Here is a 19,095-nt window from a genome sequence, read left to right on the forward strand (position 1 = left end):
GGTGTCAGGCCGTTTCCCGGGCGGCGGCGCGGCCGGCCGCGCGGCCGGAGAAGACGCAGCCGCCGAGAAAGGTGCCTTCCAGCGCGCCGTACCCGTGCACACCGCCGCCGCCGAACCCGGCGACCTCCCGGGCGGCGTACAGGCCGTCGATCGGCAGCCCGTCCTGACCCAGGGCGCGGGAATCGAGGTCGGTCTGGATCCCACCGAGGCTCTTGCGGGTCAGGATGTTGAGTCTCACCGCGATCAGCGGCCCGGCGGCCGGGTCGAGGCGTTGCTCGGGCGTGCCGACCAGGAACAGGCCGCCGAAGGACCAGAACGCCTGCCCGCCCAGATTGGCGGCGTTCTCCTGGTCGACCAGGATGACCTTCCTGCCCGCGGCGGTCAGCTCATGAGCGGCGACCAGGCCGACCAGGCCCGCGCCGATCACGATGACATCTGCGTCCATGGCGGAACGCTCCTCACCGCCGGACGCCGCCTCGCTCTGGGGCAGAGCGCGTCATCACTCATCGTAATCGATCGAATCGTTTGGGTAAAAGTTGAGCGGGTTGCCGGTCAGGATGCGGGAACGAGTTGCCATTGCTGGTCGAGGCCGCCGTTGTCGGTCCATTGGACGATCCGGGCGCCGTCGGTCGTCGCTCCCTGCCAGACGCTCAGGACCTTGCCGGAATGCCGGGCTCTGATCTTGTAGTAGGAGCCGGTCGGCACCAACTCCCACTGCTGGTCGCCGCCGTTGTTCTCGACCCACTGCACGGCGTTGGCCCCGTCCGCGGTGCTCGTCTGCCAGATCGCCACCGTCCGGCCGCTGTTGCGGTTGAACAGGGTCCGGTAGCCGTTGCCGACGTCGGTCACGTGCCAGTGCTGGTTGTGCCCGCCGTTGTCGGCCCATTGCACAAGCTGGGCTCCGTCCTGCAGGCCGGCCTGGTAGGTGTCGAGGGCCTTGCCGCTCTTCCGGTTGACGAGCTTGTAGTACGGGCCGGCCGAGTACCCCAGGTCGACGTCGCCGTAGTAGACGGGGTTCGGCGTGTTGAGCCAGAAGCCCTCCGCCGCGAGGACGAGCACCCGGCCGGTGCCGCGCACGTACTGCAGCATGCGGCTGTAGCCGCGCGGCATCGTGGTCTTGACCGTCGTCCACGCGCCGGTGCCGTTCGTCGTGTTGATCCTGGCGTCGCCGCCGGTCCCGTAGGAGTTGTAGACCAGGCGGCCGTTCGGCAGCGTGATGATCCACGGGCTGCCGCCGCCGTCGCCCATGGGGCTTCCGTCGTCGGCCGCGTTCCACGACTCCGGGTTCGAGGAGATCTTGTAGTGGTTCGGCGTGCCGCTCAGGCCGACCATTTCGAACACCATGATGTACTGGCCGCTCGCCATGCGGGTCACGACCGGCATGCCGGGGCGCAGGGCGCGGTCGGGAAGGGCGACGTCCTCGGCCACCGAGCCCCAGGTGAGGCCATTGGCCGAGGTCTGGTGGACGAGCTTCTGGTCATGGCCGGCTTTGTCGCGCTCGTCGGAGTAGTACACGATGAGCTTGTTGTTCGCCACCAGCATGAACGGCTCCCAGATCGGCGTCGGGTCGGCGCTGCCCCATTGCCCGCCGCCGACCGCCACCTCGCTGACATAGGTCCAGTGGAAGCCGTCGTCGTTGCTGCGGTAGAGGTGGATGGCCGTCGCCGAGCGGTCCGGCGGCGACACGATGCCCGCGAGGAGGATGGTGCCGGCCGGCATCGTGCCGATCTGCTGCGGCAGGACGAGGAAGTTCGGGTTCGTCCACATGCTGTTCCAGTGGCGCGGTGAGCCGTCCGCCACGGAGGCGATCTTCGTCCACGACCGTCCGTCGTCCGTGCTGCTGAAGATCGGGAACGTCTGGCCGTTCGCCGGCTGATTGTTGTTCTCGAAGGTCGCCAGGATGCGGCCGCTGTTGGTCTGCGCCGACTTGACGTAGGTCGTGCAGTACGGGCGGTTGCAGGAACCCGACGGAGAGAACAGAACGGACGGTCCGAACGCGCCGGCGGGAGTGGCCAGGGCAAGGAGGCCGCCCAGGAGCATCAGCACGAGCAGTGCCGACCGTAACCTCTTCATCATCCTCATGGACGCTTCTCCTCGGTCGAGATATCAGGGTGATCCTGGTCGGCCGTCAGCCGGAGGTCGTACGCCGACGTCCCGGGGTCGTCCGGGGCGGGGGCGCGGTCGAGGCGCGGACGACGAGCTCGACCGGTTGGCCGCTCGCCGTGGGAAGGTCCGCGCCGGGCTGTTCGATGGCGTGCACCAGGAGCTTGATCCCCTCGGCCGCCACGGCGTCGAACGGCTGGCGCACGGTGGTCAGCGGAGGCGTGATGTAGGCGGCGACCGGGACGTTGTCGAACCCGACGACACTGACCTCTTCGGGCACGCGACGACGGGCTTCGACCAGCGCCCGGATCACGCCGATGGCCATGTCATCGTTGGCGGCGAACACCGCGGTCACCTCGCCGTCGCCGGCCAGCTCGCGGCCCGCGGCATAGCCCGAGTCGGCCGACCAGTCGCCGTGCTGGACGGGCGGCTCGTGACAGCCGCGTTCCCGCAACGCGGCCCGCCATCCCTCCAGGCGATCCCTGGCGGCATACCAATGCTGCGGACCGGCGACGTGATGGACACTCGCGTGCCCCAGATCCAGCAGGTGCTCGGTGGCCACGCGCGCCAGCAGCCGGGTGCTCACTCCCGTGGCGACCACCCGAGGGGCGGCGAAGGCCGACGGGGCGCCGAGGACGAGAACCGGCACGTCCACGCGGACGGGCTCGGTCTGCTCGTCGGTCTGCTCATCGGTCTGCTCATCGATGGGCTCGGAGATGACGATGCCGTCCACCCCCTGCTCCAGAAGCGACTCCACCGCCCCGGCGATGCCCGAGGAGTCGCCCTCCATGGTGTTGACCACCCGCAGCGCGTACCCGGCGTCCCGGACGGCGCGCTCGACCCCGATCAACAACGAAGCGGGCCCGAACAGCGCGGTGCCGAGCGACACCACGCCGATGGACCGGGTCCGGCCGGAGGCCAGCGCACGTGCCGCGTTGTTCAGCCGGTAGCCCAGTTGATCGGCCGCGCTCAGAACACGCCGGCGTACCTCGACCGAGACGTACGGCTCATTGTTGAGCACCCGGGACACGGTCTTCTGGGAGACCCCCGCGAGGCGGGCCACGTCGACGCTGCGCGGCATCCGGCCACTGCTTCCTTCAACCAGTCGCGTCATGGTCTCTCCGGCTCTGACTGCGCAGTCATATCTACGCAGTCATGTGTACGCACGAGAGGCGCGAGCGTCAAGAGCCCGTCACGCGAGTCCTCCCGCCTGCTCACCGGTTGTACGGCCCGGTTGCGCTCCGTGGTGCGGTGGAATAAAGTCCGAATTCTTTCAGCAAACGTTTTCTGAGCATCGGACGCGGCGATGACGAAGCGGGGCAGGCGAGGCACGACCCTTCAGGAGATCGCGCAGGAGATCGGCGTGTCGGTGGCGACCGTCTCCAGGGTCGCCCGTGGCGTCGGCCAGGTCTCCGAGGACACCCGCCGCCGGGTGCTCGCCGCCATCGAGCGCTACGACTTCCGCCCGAGCCGGCTGGGCCGGGGCCTGGCCGAGCGCTCCCACGGCGCGCTCGGCATCGTCTTCCCCGGTCTGTCAGGGCCGTACTTCTCCGAGGTGATCGGCGGTTTCGAGGAGGAGGCGGTACGCGCCGAACTCGCCGTCATCATCCTCGGCACCCACCTGCTCCGCGAGTCCGACGAGCTGGTCAGAGACACGGCGGCGCGGGTGGACGGGCTGGCCGTGATGGGCGGCATCCTGTCCGACGACGTGGTGGACCGGCTGCGCGACCGCGGCGACCCGGTGATCATGCTGGCCGGCAGCCCGCGCGCGGGCATCCCCACGATCCGGACGGAGAACCTCTCGGCGTTCGACCGCCTGACCAGGCACCTGCTGATCGACCACGGCTACGACCGGTTGGTGTTCGTCGGCGACCCGGAAAGCTCACCGGACGCCTCCTACCGCTGGAGAGGATTCGAGCAGGCCTACCGGCATGCCGAGGCCGGGCCGCCGGCGAGCCCGGTCCGCGTGGGTCTCACCCAGTCCGACGGGTTCATCGCGGTCGACCGGCTGCTGGACGCGGGGCCGCCGCCGAGAGCCCTGGTCTGCGCCAACGACGAGACGGCCATCGGCGCCGTGCTCGCCCTCCTGGACAAGGGGCATCGTGTTCCGCAGGACGTCGCGGTCACCGGGTTCGACGACATCCCGATGGCCGGACTGCCCGTCTCGGGGCTGACCACCGTACGCCAGCCGATGCGCGAACTCGGCATGGAGACCGCGCGGCTGCTCCTGCGCGAGATCGAGGGCAGCGGACCCGTGGCGGTCGATCACGTGCTGGAGACGCAGCTGGTCATCCGGGGCAGCTGCGGGTGCGGCACGGCCTGACGTTCTGACGCCCGCCGCCCCGCCCGGCGCAGGCTTGACACAACCTCTTGACAGGTCCAGCAGGGCTGATCACTGTGTAATTCGTACTGTAAGCGCTTGCAGAAAACGTTGGTACGCCGGGCACTCCACCTCGATGACGGGCCCGGCTCAAGGGAGGCACAGTGAAACGGTTATCACCCGTGCCCGGTCGTTGGACCAAGGGCCTGCTCACAGTGGCGATGTTCGCTGCCTCAGTACTCGTCGGCACGTCCGCGGCGGGCGCTCCCGCCCTCGCGGCGGCGGCGCCGAAGGTCGGAGATCCCTGCACCGCGGGCGACCTCGGCAAGCGCTCCCCGTTCATCAAGAGCGCGACCGTGGTGCCGACCGTCACGCATTTCAAGACGTTCTTCGTCACCGCCGGCACCACGGGCAGCCAGGTGATCACGCTCGAGAACTCCACCGTCATCACGGTGGAGGTCGGCACCACGACCCAGATCACGGCCCAGTTCGGCATCAGCGCGCTCAGCTTCGTCGGGGCGTTCGTGAACCGGACCGTCAAGACGAGCACCGCCTCCACGGACAAGGAGGTCCAGCAGATCACCTGGAACTTCCTCGCTCCCGGCTACTATGGCCTGTTCAAGGGCACCCGCAAGATCAGCGGCGAGTACGGCAGCATCAACTGCGACCGCGTCGACAAGGGCGGCGGCGTGTTCGCCACCGAATGGGTCGAGCGCCCCGGCGGCTCCTACACGACCTACTCGGTGATGGAGGAAGGCGCGATCCGGTGCGAGGACGTCGTACCCGCGAACAGCGTCATGAGACTCGCGCAGATCCAGCTCGGCTGTGACGGCACGGCGGCCAGGAGAGCGGCGGAACAGGCGGCGGAACGATCGGCGGAGAAGGCGGCCGAGCAGCCGCGGCGGCAGCCCTCGGCAGGCGGGGAGATGGCGCTGTTCGCCGCGCCGCCGGGATTCACCTGCGAGGCCGGCTACTACCGGATCGGCACCCCCGACCGGCTGCTGAACTGGTGGAACCAGGACGGCACCGACGAGATCCGCCTGCGCGGCTGGTCGAGCTCGACCCGCGCCCAGTGGAGCCTGTGCCAGGGGCCGGCGAGCAACGGCAGGCCCGAGTACGTCCTCATCACCCGCTACAGCGGCAAGTGCCTGACCCTGCACTCCGCCGAGACCCTCATCGAGGGCGGCAGGCTCATGGAGGACGGCTGCCGGACCGTGGACGACAGCCAGCGCTTCTACATCTACCGGGATGTGCCCGGATCGGACAAGGTCGGCATCCAGGTCAAGAGCCCCGGTTACATGGCCGGCCAGGTCCGGATCGCGGACAACGAGACCGTACGGCAGTACAGCACGGGCATGGCGGACGGCACGGGAACCTACCTCCTGGAGAAGATCGCATAAGACGCCTGGTGACTCTCTTCCTGATCTCGGCTTAGGCCAGAGGTCAGGAAGAGTCCCATGCGGTTCACGCTGACAGGCCGCAGGGCGACGGATCACGGCGCCGCGTAGGGGATGGTGACCACGTCGGCGCCCCCGTCCCAGGAGATCTCGAACCTCCAGCAGCCCGCCCTCGGCAGATCGAGGCCGGAGGAGCCCGGGCGGTAGAGGACCGAGCGGGTGACGGCGAGCTCAGGGGCCTCTCGCAGGCTGGCCTTGATGGTGAGCGTGGACGTGGTCTTCAGCGTGCTCTCGCGGACGATCCAGAGGATCTTGTTGCTCCTGCCGGGGCGGGGCGGCGCGTACAGGGGGTAGCCGAACAGGACGCCGGCCAGCTTCTTGTTCACGCCGATCACGTGGTTCGGCCTCGCGCCCTTGCGGAACCCGGGCGTACGGGCCCAGGACGGAAGCTCGCGGTTCTTCACCACCCCGGGACACGGCGCCGAAGGGGCCGGGGTGCCGGACGCAGCCGACGGGGACGCGGCGCCGGTCACCAGGGGAGCGGGCGGGGACGGGCGGGAGTCACTGCACGCCGCCAGCGCGCAGGCGAAGATCACCACAACGCATGCCGGACGCATCCGCGCCTCCCTTCCCGCCCGCGAGCCGGGCTCACAGGGCGAGGTCCGCCGCCATCGTGCCGAGGCCGCCCCGCGCCGCCCTGATGTGCACGCGCCGGTCGTCGTCCGCCCACACGTGGACGGGCGCCGCGCTGCGCCGCATGGCGCCGGCGGCCACCATCGCCACCTCCGGCTCGATCACCACGGAGCTGAGCCGGAAGTGCACGGCCACGACGTCCTGCGGCTTGGCGGACGCGTCCACGCCGCAGGCGACGTAGACGTTCGACGTGCCGTCCTCGTTGCTGCCGACGAAGGCGATGCCACGGTCAGTGGGACTCGCCATGAAGGCTCCTTTCCTCATCCGTTGCGTGGTAGCGGGTGGGTATCAGCGGCTCGTGGTCGCCGGCGGGCGTGCCGAACATCAGCCGCCGCCAGTCGCCGCTGTAGGAGTAGATGCCGGACACGGTGGCGATGCCCAGTCTGCGGGGCACCCGGGCGGCCTGGACGTGGACGGGGATGTCGCCCATGCCGTACACGCTCCGCAGGTCGTGCCAGAGGGAGATGCTCAGGACGGTTCTGGTGTGCCAGTCGGTCACGGTGGCGCTGCCGAGCCAGCCGCTGACGCGGACGCGCACGGCGCGCTTGACGCGCCAGTGCAGCCCCAGCACGATCAGCATCCTGAGCCGGGTGCGGCACTCGAAGCGGGTGACCACGACCTGGGTGCCCGGCCGGTGCGCGGTCATGGAATCACGCCCTGCCAGAAAGTGACCATTCCGAGCACGAGCAGCGCCGCGCCCGTCGTCCTGCGCATCGGCACGAACCATGGCCTCCTGACATCGCACCTGGCCTGGCTCTCGTTCCAGGTGGCGGCGCGCAGCGCGATGGCGGCGACGCCCGCGGCGGTCGCGCCGAGCAGGACCAGCGCGGCGTGCGACGGCGCGAGGCAGACGAGCCCGGCCAGCGCCGCCCACACCAGCGACGTGCTCTTCTGCGTGGTGACCAGCAGGGACAGGTCGAACCCCCACACCAGACCCAGGCGTCCCGGCGGGAGGGTGCGGACCAGCGACTGGGGGACCTGCCGCCAGACGTGCGGGGTGCGGTCGGCCATGTCAGCCACCCCGAGCGCCGCGATGGCCAGCCCGGCCGCGATCTCCCGGACCGGGAGCGGGGCGAGAGCGGCGAGCGCCGTGCCCGCCAGGTACGCCGGCAGGCCCAGCAGCCCCGAGGCCACGGCGCCGCCCGCCAGCAGCCCCGCGAGGAACCGGGTTCCCCGCGGCCTGTCCCGCGTCAGCATCGGACCGGCGACCCCGGCCATCGATTGGCCTCAAGGGGAGAACACCTGCAGGATCGCACCGATGCCCGCGACGACGGCCCACGTGATCATGCGCTCCTCACTGCTGGTAGCAGCGGCCGGCGGAGAGCTGGTACCCGGTCGTGGGATGGTGGTTCGCCTCGCAGCAGTCGCAGGCCCTGGTGCTGCCGCTGTTGCACGTCCAGATGTAGTCGGCCTGCGACACGCACGAGCTCCAGCTCGTGTTCGGCGGATAATTCTCCAGGCTGCAGCAGCCGTAATTGGCCGCAGCGGCGGACTCGGTGCTTCCGAACACGGTCACCGACGCGGCCAGGCCGGTCGCGCCGATATTCCGGAAGAACCGCCGCCGGGGCCTTGCCGTGCTTTTCTCAGGCATGATCGTGCACCTCTTCCGAGGACAGCGCGGCCAGATCGCTGAACGTGTACGCTTCCGACAACCGGCCATCGACGAAACGCAGCGCGGCCGGGCTGATACGAACGCCGAAATTACCGGCCACCCATTTCCCGCCGGGGTCGATGAAATGCGGCAGCCCGCCGAGCGAATGCCTGGCGACGAAATCCTCGCCGCTCTCCGTGCTGCCGGTGGAGACGACGACGCCGACGGAGTCGCGCACCTGGTGAGCGGCCAGGCCGGTGGCCAGCGCCTCGCAGCTCGCGCAGGCGGTGCTCAGCACCAGCAACATCGGCCGCTCGTCGGTGGGGGCCAGTCCTGACGGCCACTCATGGGCCGTGGCGCCCATCAGCACGCCGTTCACCGGCCTGGTGGCGGGGGCCGGGGCGGGGACCCGGGAGGCCAGCTCGCCCATCATCGCGAACAGCAGGGCGACGGCGGCGGTCAGCAGGACGAGAGCGAGGCTGAAGAGGATCGTCATCGGACCGGCCTGGTGAGCAGGTTGTCGAAGGACCTGCGGGCGTCCCCGCGGTGCGCCACCAGCAGTCGCACGGTGACCCCGATCGAAATCGCCGCCGCCGCCGCCAGGCCCGGCGGACCACCCTCGGCCGCCAGGCAGAAGGCCGCCATCAGCGCCAGCGACGCGCCCATCAGCACATTGGACGGCCCCAGCGGCCTGGCATCCCGCGTGCCCGCGCACCCGCACGGGCGGAGGCTGCCCCGCACCGTCCCGAGCGCGCCCAGGCCCAGGAATGCCAGCCCGAGCAGCCCGATGGCCGCCCAGCCCGGCGATACCGGGAACGGCAACGCGAGAGCCGTCACCGCGGCCAGTTCGAATCCGGCGAACACCCGCATCAGCGTGGAGGACGCGCCGGGAACCCGCAGTTCGCGAAACGCCTCCGCGGCGATGTCGGGGCGGACCAGCTTTCCCGCTGCCCCGTGAATGAGAACGGCACCGGAAAACGCAGAGCAGCCTAATTCAGCCGAGTCGGCAAGGCCCATGCAACTACCCACCAATTCCCGTGGTCCCGCATGCCACGATCATCATTGTCGCTCGTGACCATGACTGACAAGGGACAAGGTGGAAAGCGTGCTTTCCGGACGCGGCCCGTCCAGGAAAGCCGAGCCGGAAAATCGTCAGAGGAGGCCGCGCTTCTCAGGAGGATCGACGGCGGGGTGCGCGCGGGCGGTCCTGGAACCGCGCCGGGTTCCCTCTTGCGACGCGCCCGCCTGGGGGGTCGGCTGCAGGCCTCCCGGGACCACCGAATCGATCGCGCAACACGAGATGTTGGGTGTGACTTTTCGATCGCCCCTATATATGGTGTCCCTGCAGCCGGTTCGGTCACCCAGCCAGGGTGGCCGAGGCAAGAGGGAACCTGGTGGAAATCCGGGACTGCCCCGCAGCGGTGAGTGGGAACGACCGCCGTCAGGCGCACTGGGCCAAGGGTCTGGGAAGCGACGGCCAGTAGGCGTTCAGAAGCATGCCCACAAGTCCGAAGACCTGCCGGCCGCGCCGTACACGATCATGCGTGTGCGGCTGCTCCGAGGCCGCGCGGGACGGCTGACGGCATCGGCGCGAGGGCTGTGCGGCCTCCTTGCCGGCGCCTCCCGCGCGTGCTCTCGGTTCATGACCGAGTTCACGAGGGGAGAGCGCTATGACGGTCACCGAGGACCCATTGACTGGACGGGCGATGGACGGTGGCGTGCCCGCGCCGCGGCGCGTTCAGATGCGGGTGCGCAAGCGCAACGGCACGGCCGAGCCGGTCGACGTCAACAAGATCGTGCGTGCGGTGGGGCGCTGGGCCGAGGATCTGACCGACATCGACCCGATGCGGGTGGCCACCAAGACGATCAGCGGCCTGTACGACGGCGCCACCACCGCGGAGCTGGACCGGCTGTCGATCCAGACCGCCGCCGAGATGATCGGCGAGGAGCCGCAGTACTCGCGCCTGGCCGCGCGGCTGCTGTCCGGCTACATCGACAAGGAAGTACGCGGCCAGGGCGTGGCCTCCTTCAGCCAGGCGATCCGGCTGGGGCACGCCGAAGGGCTCATCGGCGACGAGACCGCCGAGTTCGTCACCGCCAACGCCCGCAAGCTCGACGACGCGATCGACTCCGCCGCGGACCTGCGGTTCGAGTACTTCGGGCTGCGCACGGTCTACGACCGCTACCTGCTGCGTCACCCCTCCACCCGGCTGGTGGTGGAGACGCCGCAGTACTGGCTGCTGCGCGTGGCGTGCGGGCTGGCGGACACGCCCGCCGAGGCCATCGGCTTCTACCGGCTCATGTCGTCGCTGGCCTACCTGCCGAGCTCCCCGACGCTGTTCAACTCCGGCACGCGGCACACCCAGATGTCCTCCTGCTACCTCGTCGACTCGCCCCGTGACGAGATCGGCTCCATCTACGACCGCTACGCCCAGGTGGCGCAGTTGTCGAAGTTCGCCGGCGGGATCGGCATCTCCTGGTCGCGGGTACGCTCGCGCGGCGCGCTGATCCGCGGCACCAACGGGCACTCCAACGGCATCGTCCCGTGGCTGCGCACCCTGGACGCCTCCGTGGCCGCCGTCAACCAGGGCGGCCGCCGCAAGGGCGCGGCCTGCGTCTACCTGGAGCCCTGGCACCCGGACGTCGAGGAGTTCCTGGAGCTTCGCGAGAACACCGGCGAGGACGCCCGCCGCACCCACAACCTCAACCTGGCCAACTGGATCCCCGACGAGTTCATGCGCCGCGTCGAGGCCGACGGCATGTGGTCGTTGTTCGACCCCGACGAGGTCCCGGAGCTGCCCGACCTGTGGGGCGAGGCGTTCGACGAGGTCTACCGCGCGGCCGAGCGGGCCGGACGCCAGGCCAGGCAGGTCAAGGCCCGCGACCTGTACGCCAAGATGATGCGCACCCTCGCCCAGACCGGCAACGGCTGGATGACCTTCAAGGACGCCGCCAACCGCCTGTGCAACCAGGCGGCCGAACCCGGCAACGTCGTGCACCTGTCCAACCTGTGCACCGAGATCATCGAGGTGTCCAGCGACGGCGAGACCGCGGTCTGCAACCTCGGCTCCGTCAACCTCGCCGCGCACGTGGCCGACGGGGATATCGACTGGGAGCGGCTGCGCGCCACCGTACGCACCGCGGTCACCTTCCTGGACCGCGTGATCGACATCAACTACTACCCCAGCGAGCAGGCGGCGGCGAGCAACCCCCGCTGGCGGCCGGTCGGGCTCGGCGTGATGGGGCTGCAGGACGTGTTCTTCGCGCTGCGCCTGCCGTTCGACTCGCCGCAGGCCAAGGAGCTGTCCACCCGCCTCGCCGAGGAGATCTACCTCTCCGCGCTGGAGACCTCCGCCGCTCTGGCCGAGCGCTTCGGCGCCCACCCCGCCTACGACCAGACGTGGGCGGCGCGGGGCAGACTGCAGCACGACCTGTGGGACGAGAGCGGCACCCAGACCGAGCGCTGGAACGCCGTGCGCGAGCGGATCGCCGCCCACGGCCTGCGCAATTCGCTGCTGATCGCAATCGCGCCCACCGCCACCATCGCCTCGATCGTCGGCTGCTACGAATGCATCGAGCCGCAGGTGTCCAACCTGTTCAAGCGCGAGACCCTCAGCGGCGAGTTCCTGCAGATCAACAGCGCGCTGGTGACCGAGCTCAAGACGCGCGGGCTGTGGAACGAGCGCGTCAGGGCCGCCATCAGGCAGGCCGAGGGTTCGGTGCAGGGCATCGCCGTACTGCCCGACGACGTGCGCCTGCTGTTCCGCACCGCCTGGGAGCTGCCGCAGCGCGCGCTGATCGACATGGCCGCCGCGCGCTCGCCGTACATCGACCAGAGCCAGTCGCTCAACCTGTTCCTGAGCGCCCCGACGATCGACAAGCTCTCCTCGATGTACCTGTACGCCTGGAAGTCGGGCCTGAAGACCACCTACTACCTGCGCTCGCGACCGGCCACCCGCATCCAGCAGGCCACCGTGCCTGTCACTGGGCCCCTCATGAGCAAGTCCGAGGAAGCCCTCGCCTGCTCACTTGAGAACCCCGAGTCCTGCGAAGCCTGCCAGTAAGGAGTATTTCCGATGTTGCTCGACCCGGGCATGAGCCTGACCCTGCGCCCCATGCGCTACCCGCTCTTCTTCGACCGCTACCGCGACGCGATCAAGAACACCTGGACCGTCGAGGAGGTGGACCTGCACTCCGACCTCAAGGACCTGACGAAACTGTCAGCGGCCGAACGCCACCTGGTCGGCCGCCTGGTCGCCTTCTTCGCCACCGGCGACACGATCGTCGCCAACAACCTGGTGCTCAACCTCTACCAGCACGTCAACGCCCCGGAAGCGCGCCTCTACCTCAGCAGGCAGCTGTTCGAGGAGGCCGTGCACGTCCAGTTCTACCTGAACCTGCTCGACACCTACGTGCCCGACGAGCAGGAGCGTTTCGAGGCGTTCGCGGCGGTGGAGAACATCCCCTCCATCCGGCGCAAGGCGGAGTTCTGCTTCCGCTGGATCGACTCCCTGGGCGACCTCCAGCGGCTGGAGACCCGCGACGACCGGCGCACCTTCCTGCTCAACCTGATCTGCTTCGCCGCCTGCATCGAGGGCCTGTTCTTCTACGGCGCCTTCGCCTACGTGTACTTCCTGCGCTCGCGCGGCCTGCTGAACGGTCTGGCCTCGGGCACCAACTGGGTCTTCCGCGACGAGTCCATGCACATGGCCTTCGCCTTCGACGTGGTCGGCGTCGTGCGCCAGGAGGAGCCGGACCTCTTCGACGAGGAGCTGACCGGCCAGGTCAAGGAGATGCTCGCCGAGGCGGTGGAGTGCGAGGTCCAGTTCGCCGAGGACCTGCTCGGGCAGGGCGTGTCGGGCATGTCGATCACGGACATGCGCGCCTACCTGGAGCACGTGGCCGACCGGCGGCTGGCCCAGCTCGACATCCCGCCCATGTACGGGTCGAAGAACCCGTTCGCCTTCATGGAACTGCAGGACGTCCAGGAGCTGTCGAACTTCTTCGAGCGCCGCGTCTCGGCCTACCAGGTGGGCGTGACCGGCTCGGTCAGCTTCGACGCCGACTTCTGACATGTCCCTCGGCCCCCACCCGGCGCTCCCGCCGGGTGGGGGCCGATGGTCTGGCCGAGGTCACACGCAGCACCCTCCGCCCCACGCCGCGGACCAGTCGATGCCGTGCGTGTCCTGCCGCTCCCAGTAGAACGTCGTCCTGGGCCTGCGACGGGGGGCGATCTCGTCGAGGGAGCAGGCGTCGTACAGCCGTCCGTTCACCATCGTCATCGTCACCGACGCCGAGTGGGCGATGTCGTCGAGCGGGTTGTCCCGCAGCACGATCAGGTCGGCCAGTTTGCCGGTCTCGAGCGAGCCGATCTGGTGCCCGGCCCCGAGGCTTTCGGCGACGTTGATCGTGGCCGTGCGCAACACCCGGTGCGCCGGCATCCCGCCCGCCGCCAGCAGCGCCATCTCCCAGTGCATGGCCAGGCCGGGGATCTCCCCGTGCGAGCCCGCGTTGATCCGAACCCCGGCCTGGTCCAGCCGGTTGACCGAGCGGGAGACGGCCAGGACGCCGATGTCGTACAGTTCGTCGGCGACGTGGATCGTGGTCATGGCGCGGGCGTGGGGCGGGGCCTCGTACGGGGTGTTCAGCGGGCTGTAGCCGCTCAGGCAGGCCTGCACGTACGTGCGGACCCGGGGGTCCTTCCACGCCTCGGTCCGCTGGTACATGTAGTTCTCGCCGAACAGCTCGCCGAACGCCACGATGAGCGTCGGTGTGTTCGACGCCCCGGCCAGCGACATGAGCCGCACCACGTCGTCGTACAGCGTGGCGACCGGCAGGTTGTGCTCCAGGTTGGTGTGGCCGTCCAGGATCATGCTGATGTTGTTGTAGAAGTGCGTCTCGCCCTCGACGACGATGTTGACGCCGTGCTCGCGGGCGGCCTTGACGAGCATCTGCCGGTGGCGGCGGGCGGGCCATTTGTAGCTCTTGACGCTGAGCGCCCCGAGCGCCTTCTTGCGGCGGATCACCCCGGCGGCGTCCTCGTAGGTCTCGATGGGGCTGTAGAGGTGGAAGACGTTGTGCGGGCGGCCGTGGATCGCGGAGCCGGTGCCGATCCAGCGCGGGCCGAGGGTGAATCCGGCCTGGGTGGTCTCGGTGCTCTCGAAGTTCGGCAACTCGGAGGAGAACGGGTCGAAGTTCGTGGTGACGCCGAAGGCCAGGGCGGCGTATCGGGCGGCCTGCTTCTGCGGGGTCACGCCGTTGCCGTCGCCGCCGTCGATGTGCCCGTGACCGTCCACGAGACCGGGCATCAGCGTCAGGCCGGCGCAGTCGACGACGGCGGCGTCCGCCGGCACCTCGACGTCCTCGGGACGGCCGACGGCGACGATGCGATTGCCGCGGACGACGACGGTTCCCGGCCGGTGCACCTCTTCGCCGCGCATCGTGATCACGGTGCCGCCGGTGAGCGCCACGCAGCCGCCGGGCACGTCGGCGGCCACGCTCAGGTTCACGGGTGAGGCAGCCTGCGGCAGCTCCCACTCGCCGCACTCGCGCACGTGAAGCTCGGGCCCGAGCGCCCAGTGCACGCTGCGGCCGTCGGCGGCCCAGGCCAGCGCGTACCCGCCGTGCCCGGTCAGCCGGTGGCAGGGCACCTCGCGGGTGTCCGCCGTGACCAGCAGCACATGACCGGTCTCGCGGTACGGGATCACGTGGTACTCGCTGGCGTGCCGGAAGGCCAGCCACCTCCGGTCGGGGCTCAGCCGCAGTTCGTAGGTGTCGACGTCGGCCGTGCGCGCGTGCTCCCTGCGGTCGCCGCCGCGCAGGTCGACGCTGAAGAGCACCTCGACGGGCTCGGCTCCCGAGGCGTCCACGACGGTGGCGTAGATCCTGGAACCGTCGGGGGAGAAGGCCGGGGCGTCGTCCGCCGGGCACAGGTGGCGGGGCTCGCCGCCGGCGGTGCTCACCACGTACAGGCCGGGGCGCGCGGAGGAGCCGCCGAGCTGGACGTCGTGCTCCTGCAGCCGGTAGGCGATGAGCGTCCCGTCGGGGCTGAAGGCGGGCTGGCGCAGGACGCCGGTGGAGGCCGTCACCTCGGCGGGTTCGTCCCAATGGTCGCGCCGGCACGTCCGCAACGTGCTGCCGCGCTCGTCGTCCCACTCGACGTAGGCGAGCAGACGGCCGTCGCGGCTGTAGGCCGGCTCGTTCGCGTGCAGAGTGTGGTCGCCGACAGGAGTCACGGCGTCCTTGCCGCGCGTGGTGTGCCACAGGCGGCCGAGCGCGGTGAAGGCGACCTCCTGCCCGCCGGGGGCGACGGCCAGGTGCCGCACGGCGCGCGCCGTCACCTTGTCAGGCGCCAGGTCGTGGCGGACGCGGACGGGCTCGATGAGCGTGTGGCGGCACTGCGCGGTGAACGGGATCGGCGTACGCTCGCCGCTCGTCATGTCGATCCTGTGCAGCCCGCCGCCCGCCCAGATCGCGACGTGACGGTTGTCGGGGAACCAGGAGAACCTCGGGTAGTAGTTGCCCTGCAGCTCCCACACCGCCTGGTTGTCGCGGTCGAGCCCGTCGTGGACCGGCTGCTGCCTGCCTCCGTCCACCAGGTCGAGGCAGAACAGCACGGTCTTGTCCATGACGCGCCGGATGAACGCCAGCCGGCGGCCGTCGGGGGAGAGCGCCGCCCTGATCGCACCGCCGAACCCGGCGACCACGGTGTCGGTGTGGCCGTCCTCCAGCCGCCTGCGCCGGATCGCGAAGTTGGCGTGGTTGGCGTCCACGTAGATCTTGGGGTTGACCAGGCGCTCGCTGTAGTACAGCCAGGCGCCGTCAGGGGACAGCGCGGGCTCCAGCACGTCGCGTCCGCTCGACGGCACGTCCACCAGCAGCCGTCCCGCTCCTGGACCCTCGTACAGGCGGATCTGGGAGGAGAACAGCTTGCGGTGGGCGCGGAAGATGGCGGGCGCGATCACGCTGCGCCCGTCGGGACCCCAGATGGGGTCGGTGAGTATCGCGTCGGTCTCCCACGTGAGCTGGCGGGGGCCGGACCCGTCGATGGCGCAGGCCCACAGGTTGTCGTAGCCGTCGGCGTCGCTCAGGTAGAGGATCTCGCGGCCGTCGGGGCTCACGCACGGCATGCGGTGCATGGCGGGACCGCCCTGGAGCAACCTCGCCGCCCCGCCCGCGGCGGGGACGGCGTACAGGTCGCCGAGCAGGTCGAAGACGATCGTCTCGCCGTCGGGGCTGACGGAGACGCTCATCCAGGTGCCTTCGGAGGTGGTGAAGGCGATCTCGCGGGACGGCTGCCCCGTGGCGGCGATGTCCCAGCTCATACCGTGACCTCCAGCCAGCCGTCCTCGGTGGCCGCGCACGGGCCGCCCTCCTGCAGGATCAGCAGGCCGCGGTCGAGGTCGAAGCTGATCAGCATCTTGGTCTCCCACCGGTCGGTCACCGGCGCGCCCGGCCGTGGGTGGGCACAGACGGGTGCCCCGTCCTCCCAGTGACAGACCAGCCCTTCGGCCCATTCGGTACGGTTCGCGGTGGTCAGCACCTTCTTCCGGGCGCGCAGCACGTCCATCCTGGGCAGCGTGTCGTCGCCGATGGCGGCCAGACGGTCGCCGGGGGCGAGCGCGGGATCGAGGAAGTGGTTGGTGTGCAACAGGTAGCCCTCCTCGGGCGGCAGCACGGCGACCCCGGCGGGCGACGCCTCGATGACGGCGCCGTCCGCGCTCTCGCCGTCCCAGGTCAGCACGGTGAACGAGGCCGAGGCCGTGAGGCGGGCCGAGCGGACGATGTCCACCGCGTCGGCCACCGACCGTGCGGTGTCGAGCACCTTCCTGGCCACCGCGTGGATGGGCACACCCTCGGCGGTGCCGTCGGAGGTGTGGCAGAGCAGGGTGAACAGCAGCCCGAGCCCGGCGCTGTTGACACCGGCCTTGCCGAGCACCCCGTTCTCCGCGAAGGTGGCGACCGTCAGGTCCTCGGGCGAGGTGTGCCGCAGGACGGTGAAGTTGCTGATCGACGGAATCCAGTCCCAGGTCTGCAACACGCTGGGCGGCCCCTGCGGGGGAAGCCAGGCCGCGGCCGTGCACTCCTTCAGCCCCGCGATCCGGCCCCTGACGAGGATCTCGGTGCGGCAGTTGAGCGCCGCCACCCGCCACAGGTCGAGTTCGGCGCCGCGAGCCACGCCCGCCAGCTCTCCCGCGAGGTCGGGCGCCCAGTCGTGCAGGAGTTCGTAGCCCTGCTCGGCGATGGTGCGCACGGTGTGCAGGTCGAGCCCGGCCGCGTCGAAGAGCCAGTCGTAGTCCTCGGCCGTGCCGTGGATGGCATCGCGCCATCGCTGCCCGATGATCCGGCCGCGGGTCGTGGGGTCGCGTTCGTCCGAGTGGTGGAAGTTGATGGACATCGGCGGCTCAGAACCGGAGGTGCCGGCCGATGGGCACCACCATCGGGGTGTGCGAGACCGGGTCGGAGATCACCTTCGACTTCAGCCCGAACACCGCTTCCACCAGTTCCTCGGTGACGATCTCGCCGGGCTTGCCCTGCGCGATGATCCGTCCCTGCCGCATGGCGATCAGGTGGTGGGCGTAGCGGCAGGCCAGGTTGAGGTCGTGCAGGACGACGGCGATGGTCCTTCCCTCCTCGAGGTTGAGCTGGACCAGCAGGTCCAGCACATCGATCTGATGTTGTACGTCGAGGTACGTCGTGGGCTCGTCGAGCATGAGGATCCCGGTCTCCTGGGCCAGCGCCATGGCGATCCACACGCGCTGGCGCTGCCCGCCGGACAGCTCGTCCACGCACCGGCCCGCGATCTCGGCGGTGCCCGTGGCCTCCAGCGCCCAGGCGACCACCCGCTCGTCCTCGTCGGTCCACTGCGTGAACCACTTCTGGTGCGGGTAGCGCCCTCGGCACACGAGGTCGGCGACCGTGATGCCCTCGGGCGCGGTGGGCGTCTGCGGCAGGATCCCGATCTTGGTGGCGAGCTGCTTGGACGGCATCTGATGGATGGCCTTGCCGTCGAGCGTCACCGCCCCGCCGCGTGGCTTGAGCAGCCTGGCCAGCGCCCGCAGCGTCGTGGACTTCCCGCACGCGTTCGCGCCGACCAGCACGGTGATCTTGCCGGGCGGGATGTCGATGTCGAGGTCGCTGACGATGTCGGCGCCGTCGTAGCCCAGCGTGAGCGCGCGGCCGCACAGCCGCTGCGGGTCCTGCGCGGGCGCGGGCGGCTGCTGCGGCTCCAGGGTGTCCGCCGAGGACATGCCCGTCATGTGCGGCATGTCGTCGGCTCGGAAGGATGGCATCGCCGTCAATCTCCTTGTCCTGAGCGGTTCGTCGTGGCCAGCAGCCACAGCAGGTAGGGGGCGCCGATGATGCCGGTGATGACGCCGACGGAGACCTCCGTGCTGGACAGCGCCGTACGCCCGATGAGGTCGGCCACGCACACCAGCACCGACCCGGTCAGCGCGGCGGGCAGCAGGGCGGGACCGGGCGAGCGCGACAGCCGCCGCGCGACCGGCGCGGAGACGAACGCCACGAACGCCACCGGACCGGCCGCGCCGATCCCGGCCCCCGCCAGCGCCACCCCGGCGACCAGGAGCAGCGGCCTGGCCCGCTGGACGGGCACGCCGATCGCGGTCGCCGAGTCGTCACCGAGCTCCAGCACGTTGAGCTGCTTGCCGAGACCCAGCGTGGCCGGGAGGAGGACCAGCAACATCAGGGCCACGGGCTCGATGTTCTCCCAGCCGCGGCCGTTGAGGCTGCCGCTCAGCCACAGCGCGGCCGAGGCGGCGTCGTGGGTGTGGGCGCGGGTCCAGAAGAACTGCGTCAGCGCCGCCGCGACCGCTCCGACACCGATGCCGACCAGGACCAGGCGGTAGCTCGACAACCCGCGCCGGTAGGCGAAGGTGTAGATGAGCAGCGCGGTGAGCAGCGCGCCCGCGGTCGCGGCGAGGGAGAGCGGCATCCCGCTCAGCCCCAGCAGCGTCAGCCCCATCACCGCG

The 19,095-nt window shown here is 70.1% G+C and carries 18 protein-coding genes and 1 riboswitch; of the genes, 4 read left to right on the forward strand and 14 right to left on the reverse strand.

Features of this window, described 5'->3' with window-relative positions:
* Nucleotides 1-4: 4 nt before the first annotated feature.
* From ACFPZ3_RS06880 to ACFPZ3_RS06890, 3 genes are all read right to left on the reverse strand, one after another.
* Entirely contained in the window at nt 5-445 is a 441-nt protein-coding gene (locus tag ACFPZ3_RS06880; protein WP_379513102.1) for an FAD-dependent oxidoreductase, read from the reverse strand.
* Between the two features lie 107 nt (nt 446-552).
* Nucleotides 553-2,082, reverse strand: a complete 1,530-nt coding sequence (locus ACFPZ3_RS06885; RefSeq protein WP_379513103.1) for an RICIN domain-containing protein — start codon at nt 2,080-2,082, stop codon at nt 553-555.
* Nucleotides 2,083-2,128: 46 nt separating this feature from the next.
* The gene (locus ACFPZ3_RS06890) at nt 2,129-3,184 is read right to left on the reverse strand and encodes a LacI family DNA-binding transcriptional regulator (RefSeq protein WP_379513104.1); all 1,056 of its coding nucleotides are present in this window, start codon (nt 3,182-3,184) and stop codon (nt 2,129-2,131) included.
* Nucleotides 3,185-3,409: 225 nt separating this feature from the next.
* Between ACFPZ3_RS06890 and ACFPZ3_RS06895 the strand changes: the two genes are divergently transcribed.
* Nucleotides 3,410-4,426, forward strand: a complete 1,017-nt coding sequence (locus ACFPZ3_RS06895) for a LacI family DNA-binding transcriptional regulator (RefSeq protein ID WP_379513105.1) — start codon at nt 3,410-3,412, stop codon at nt 4,424-4,426.
* Between the two features lie 161 nt (nt 4,427-4,587).
* Nucleotides 4,588-5,823: a hypothetical protein gene (locus tag ACFPZ3_RS06900; protein ID WP_379513106.1), complete on the forward strand. Its 1,236-nt coding sequence runs from the start codon at nt 4,588-4,590 to the stop codon at nt 5,821-5,823.
* Between the two features lie 92 nt (nt 5,824-5,915).
* On the opposite strand, the gene ACFPZ3_RS06905 is transcribed toward ACFPZ3_RS06900, so the two are convergent.
* The 7 genes from ACFPZ3_RS06905 to ACFPZ3_RS06935 all read right to left on the reverse strand — a co-directional run bounded on the left by ACFPZ3_RS06905 (nt 5,916) and on the right by ACFPZ3_RS06935 (nt 9,121).
* Nucleotides 5,916-6,437, reverse strand: a complete 522-nt coding sequence (locus ACFPZ3_RS06905; RefSeq protein ID WP_379513107.1) for a hypothetical protein — start codon at nt 6,435-6,437, stop codon at nt 5,916-5,918.
* A gap of 31 nt (nt 6,438-6,468) precedes the next feature.
* Nucleotides 6,469-6,759, reverse strand: a complete 291-nt coding sequence (locus ACFPZ3_RS06910) for a hypothetical protein (protein ID WP_379513108.1) — start codon at nt 6,757-6,759, stop codon at nt 6,469-6,471.
* Nucleotides 6,743-7,159, reverse strand: a complete 417-nt coding sequence (locus tag ACFPZ3_RS06915) for a hypothetical protein (protein WP_379513109.1) — start codon at nt 7,157-7,159, stop codon at nt 6,743-6,745. Before ACFPZ3_RS06915 ends, ACFPZ3_RS06910 begins: the two co-directional genes overlap by 17 nt.
* Nucleotides 7,156-7,710: a hypothetical protein gene (locus ACFPZ3_RS06920; protein WP_379513110.1), complete on the reverse strand. Its 555-nt coding sequence runs from the start codon at nt 7,708-7,710 to the stop codon at nt 7,156-7,158. Before ACFPZ3_RS06920 ends, ACFPZ3_RS06915 begins: the two co-directional genes overlap by 4 nt.
* Before the next feature lie 97 nt (nt 7,711-7,807).
* Nucleotides 7,808-8,104, reverse strand: coding sequence for a hypothetical protein (locus tag ACFPZ3_RS06925; RefSeq protein WP_379513111.1), 297 nt, complete (start codon nt 8,102-8,104; stop codon nt 7,808-7,810).
* Nucleotides 8,097-8,600, reverse strand: coding sequence for a hypothetical protein (locus ACFPZ3_RS06930; RefSeq protein ID WP_379513112.1), 504 nt, complete (start codon nt 8,598-8,600; stop codon nt 8,097-8,099). Before ACFPZ3_RS06930 ends, ACFPZ3_RS06925 begins: the two co-directional genes overlap by 8 nt.
* Complete coding sequence (locus ACFPZ3_RS06935) at nt 8,597-9,121, reverse strand: MauE/DoxX family redox-associated membrane protein (RefSeq protein ID WP_379513113.1); 525 nt, start codon at nt 9,119-9,121, stop codon at nt 8,597-8,599. The genes ACFPZ3_RS06930 and ACFPZ3_RS06935 overlap by 4 nt, the downstream gene beginning before the upstream one ends.
* A gap of 315 nt (nt 9,122-9,436) precedes the next feature.
* A riboswitch (cobalamin riboswitch) is annotated at nt 9,437-9,642 on the forward strand.
* Nucleotides 9,643-9,774: 132 nt separating this feature from the next.
* Between ACFPZ3_RS06935 and ACFPZ3_RS06940 the strand changes: the two genes are divergently transcribed.
* Both ACFPZ3_RS06940 and ACFPZ3_RS06945 read left to right on the forward strand, forming a co-directional pair.
* Entirely contained in the window at nt 9,775-12,168 is a 2,394-nt protein-coding gene (locus tag ACFPZ3_RS06940) for a ribonucleoside-diphosphate reductase subunit alpha (protein WP_379513114.1), read from the forward strand.
* Nucleotides 12,169-12,180: 12 nt separating this feature from the next.
* A complete protein-coding gene (locus tag ACFPZ3_RS06945) occupies nt 12,181-13,176 on the forward strand; it encodes a ribonucleotide-diphosphate reductase subunit beta (protein ID WP_379513115.1) in 996 nt (331 codons plus the stop codon).
* Nucleotides 13,177-13,236: 60 nt separating this feature from the next.
* Here ACFPZ3_RS06945 and ACFPZ3_RS06950 read toward each other — a convergent pair whose 3' ends face one another.
* The 4 genes from ACFPZ3_RS06950 to ACFPZ3_RS06965 all read right to left on the reverse strand — a co-directional run.
* The gene (locus tag ACFPZ3_RS06950; protein ID WP_379513116.1) at nt 13,237-16,428 is read right to left on the reverse strand and encodes an amidohydrolase family protein; all 3,192 of its coding nucleotides are present in this window, start codon (nt 16,426-16,428) and stop codon (nt 13,237-13,239) included.
* Nucleotides 16,425-17,501, reverse strand: a complete 1,077-nt coding sequence (locus ACFPZ3_RS06955; RefSeq protein ID WP_379513117.1) for a C45 family autoproteolytic acyltransferase/hydolase — start codon at nt 17,499-17,501, stop codon at nt 16,425-16,427. The genes ACFPZ3_RS06950 and ACFPZ3_RS06955 overlap by 4 nt, the downstream gene beginning before the upstream one ends.
* Before the next feature lie 7 nt (nt 17,502-17,508).
* Entirely contained in the window at nt 17,509-18,396 is an 888-nt protein-coding gene (locus tag ACFPZ3_RS06960; protein WP_379513118.1) for an ABC transporter ATP-binding protein, read from the reverse strand.
* 5 nt (nt 18,397-18,401) lie between these two features.
* The coding region (locus ACFPZ3_RS06965) for a FecCD family ABC transporter permease (protein ID WP_379513119.1) at nt 18,402-19,095 on the reverse strand (694 nt) is incomplete at its 5' end.

It is taken from the genome of Nonomuraea insulae, assembly GCF_042656245.1.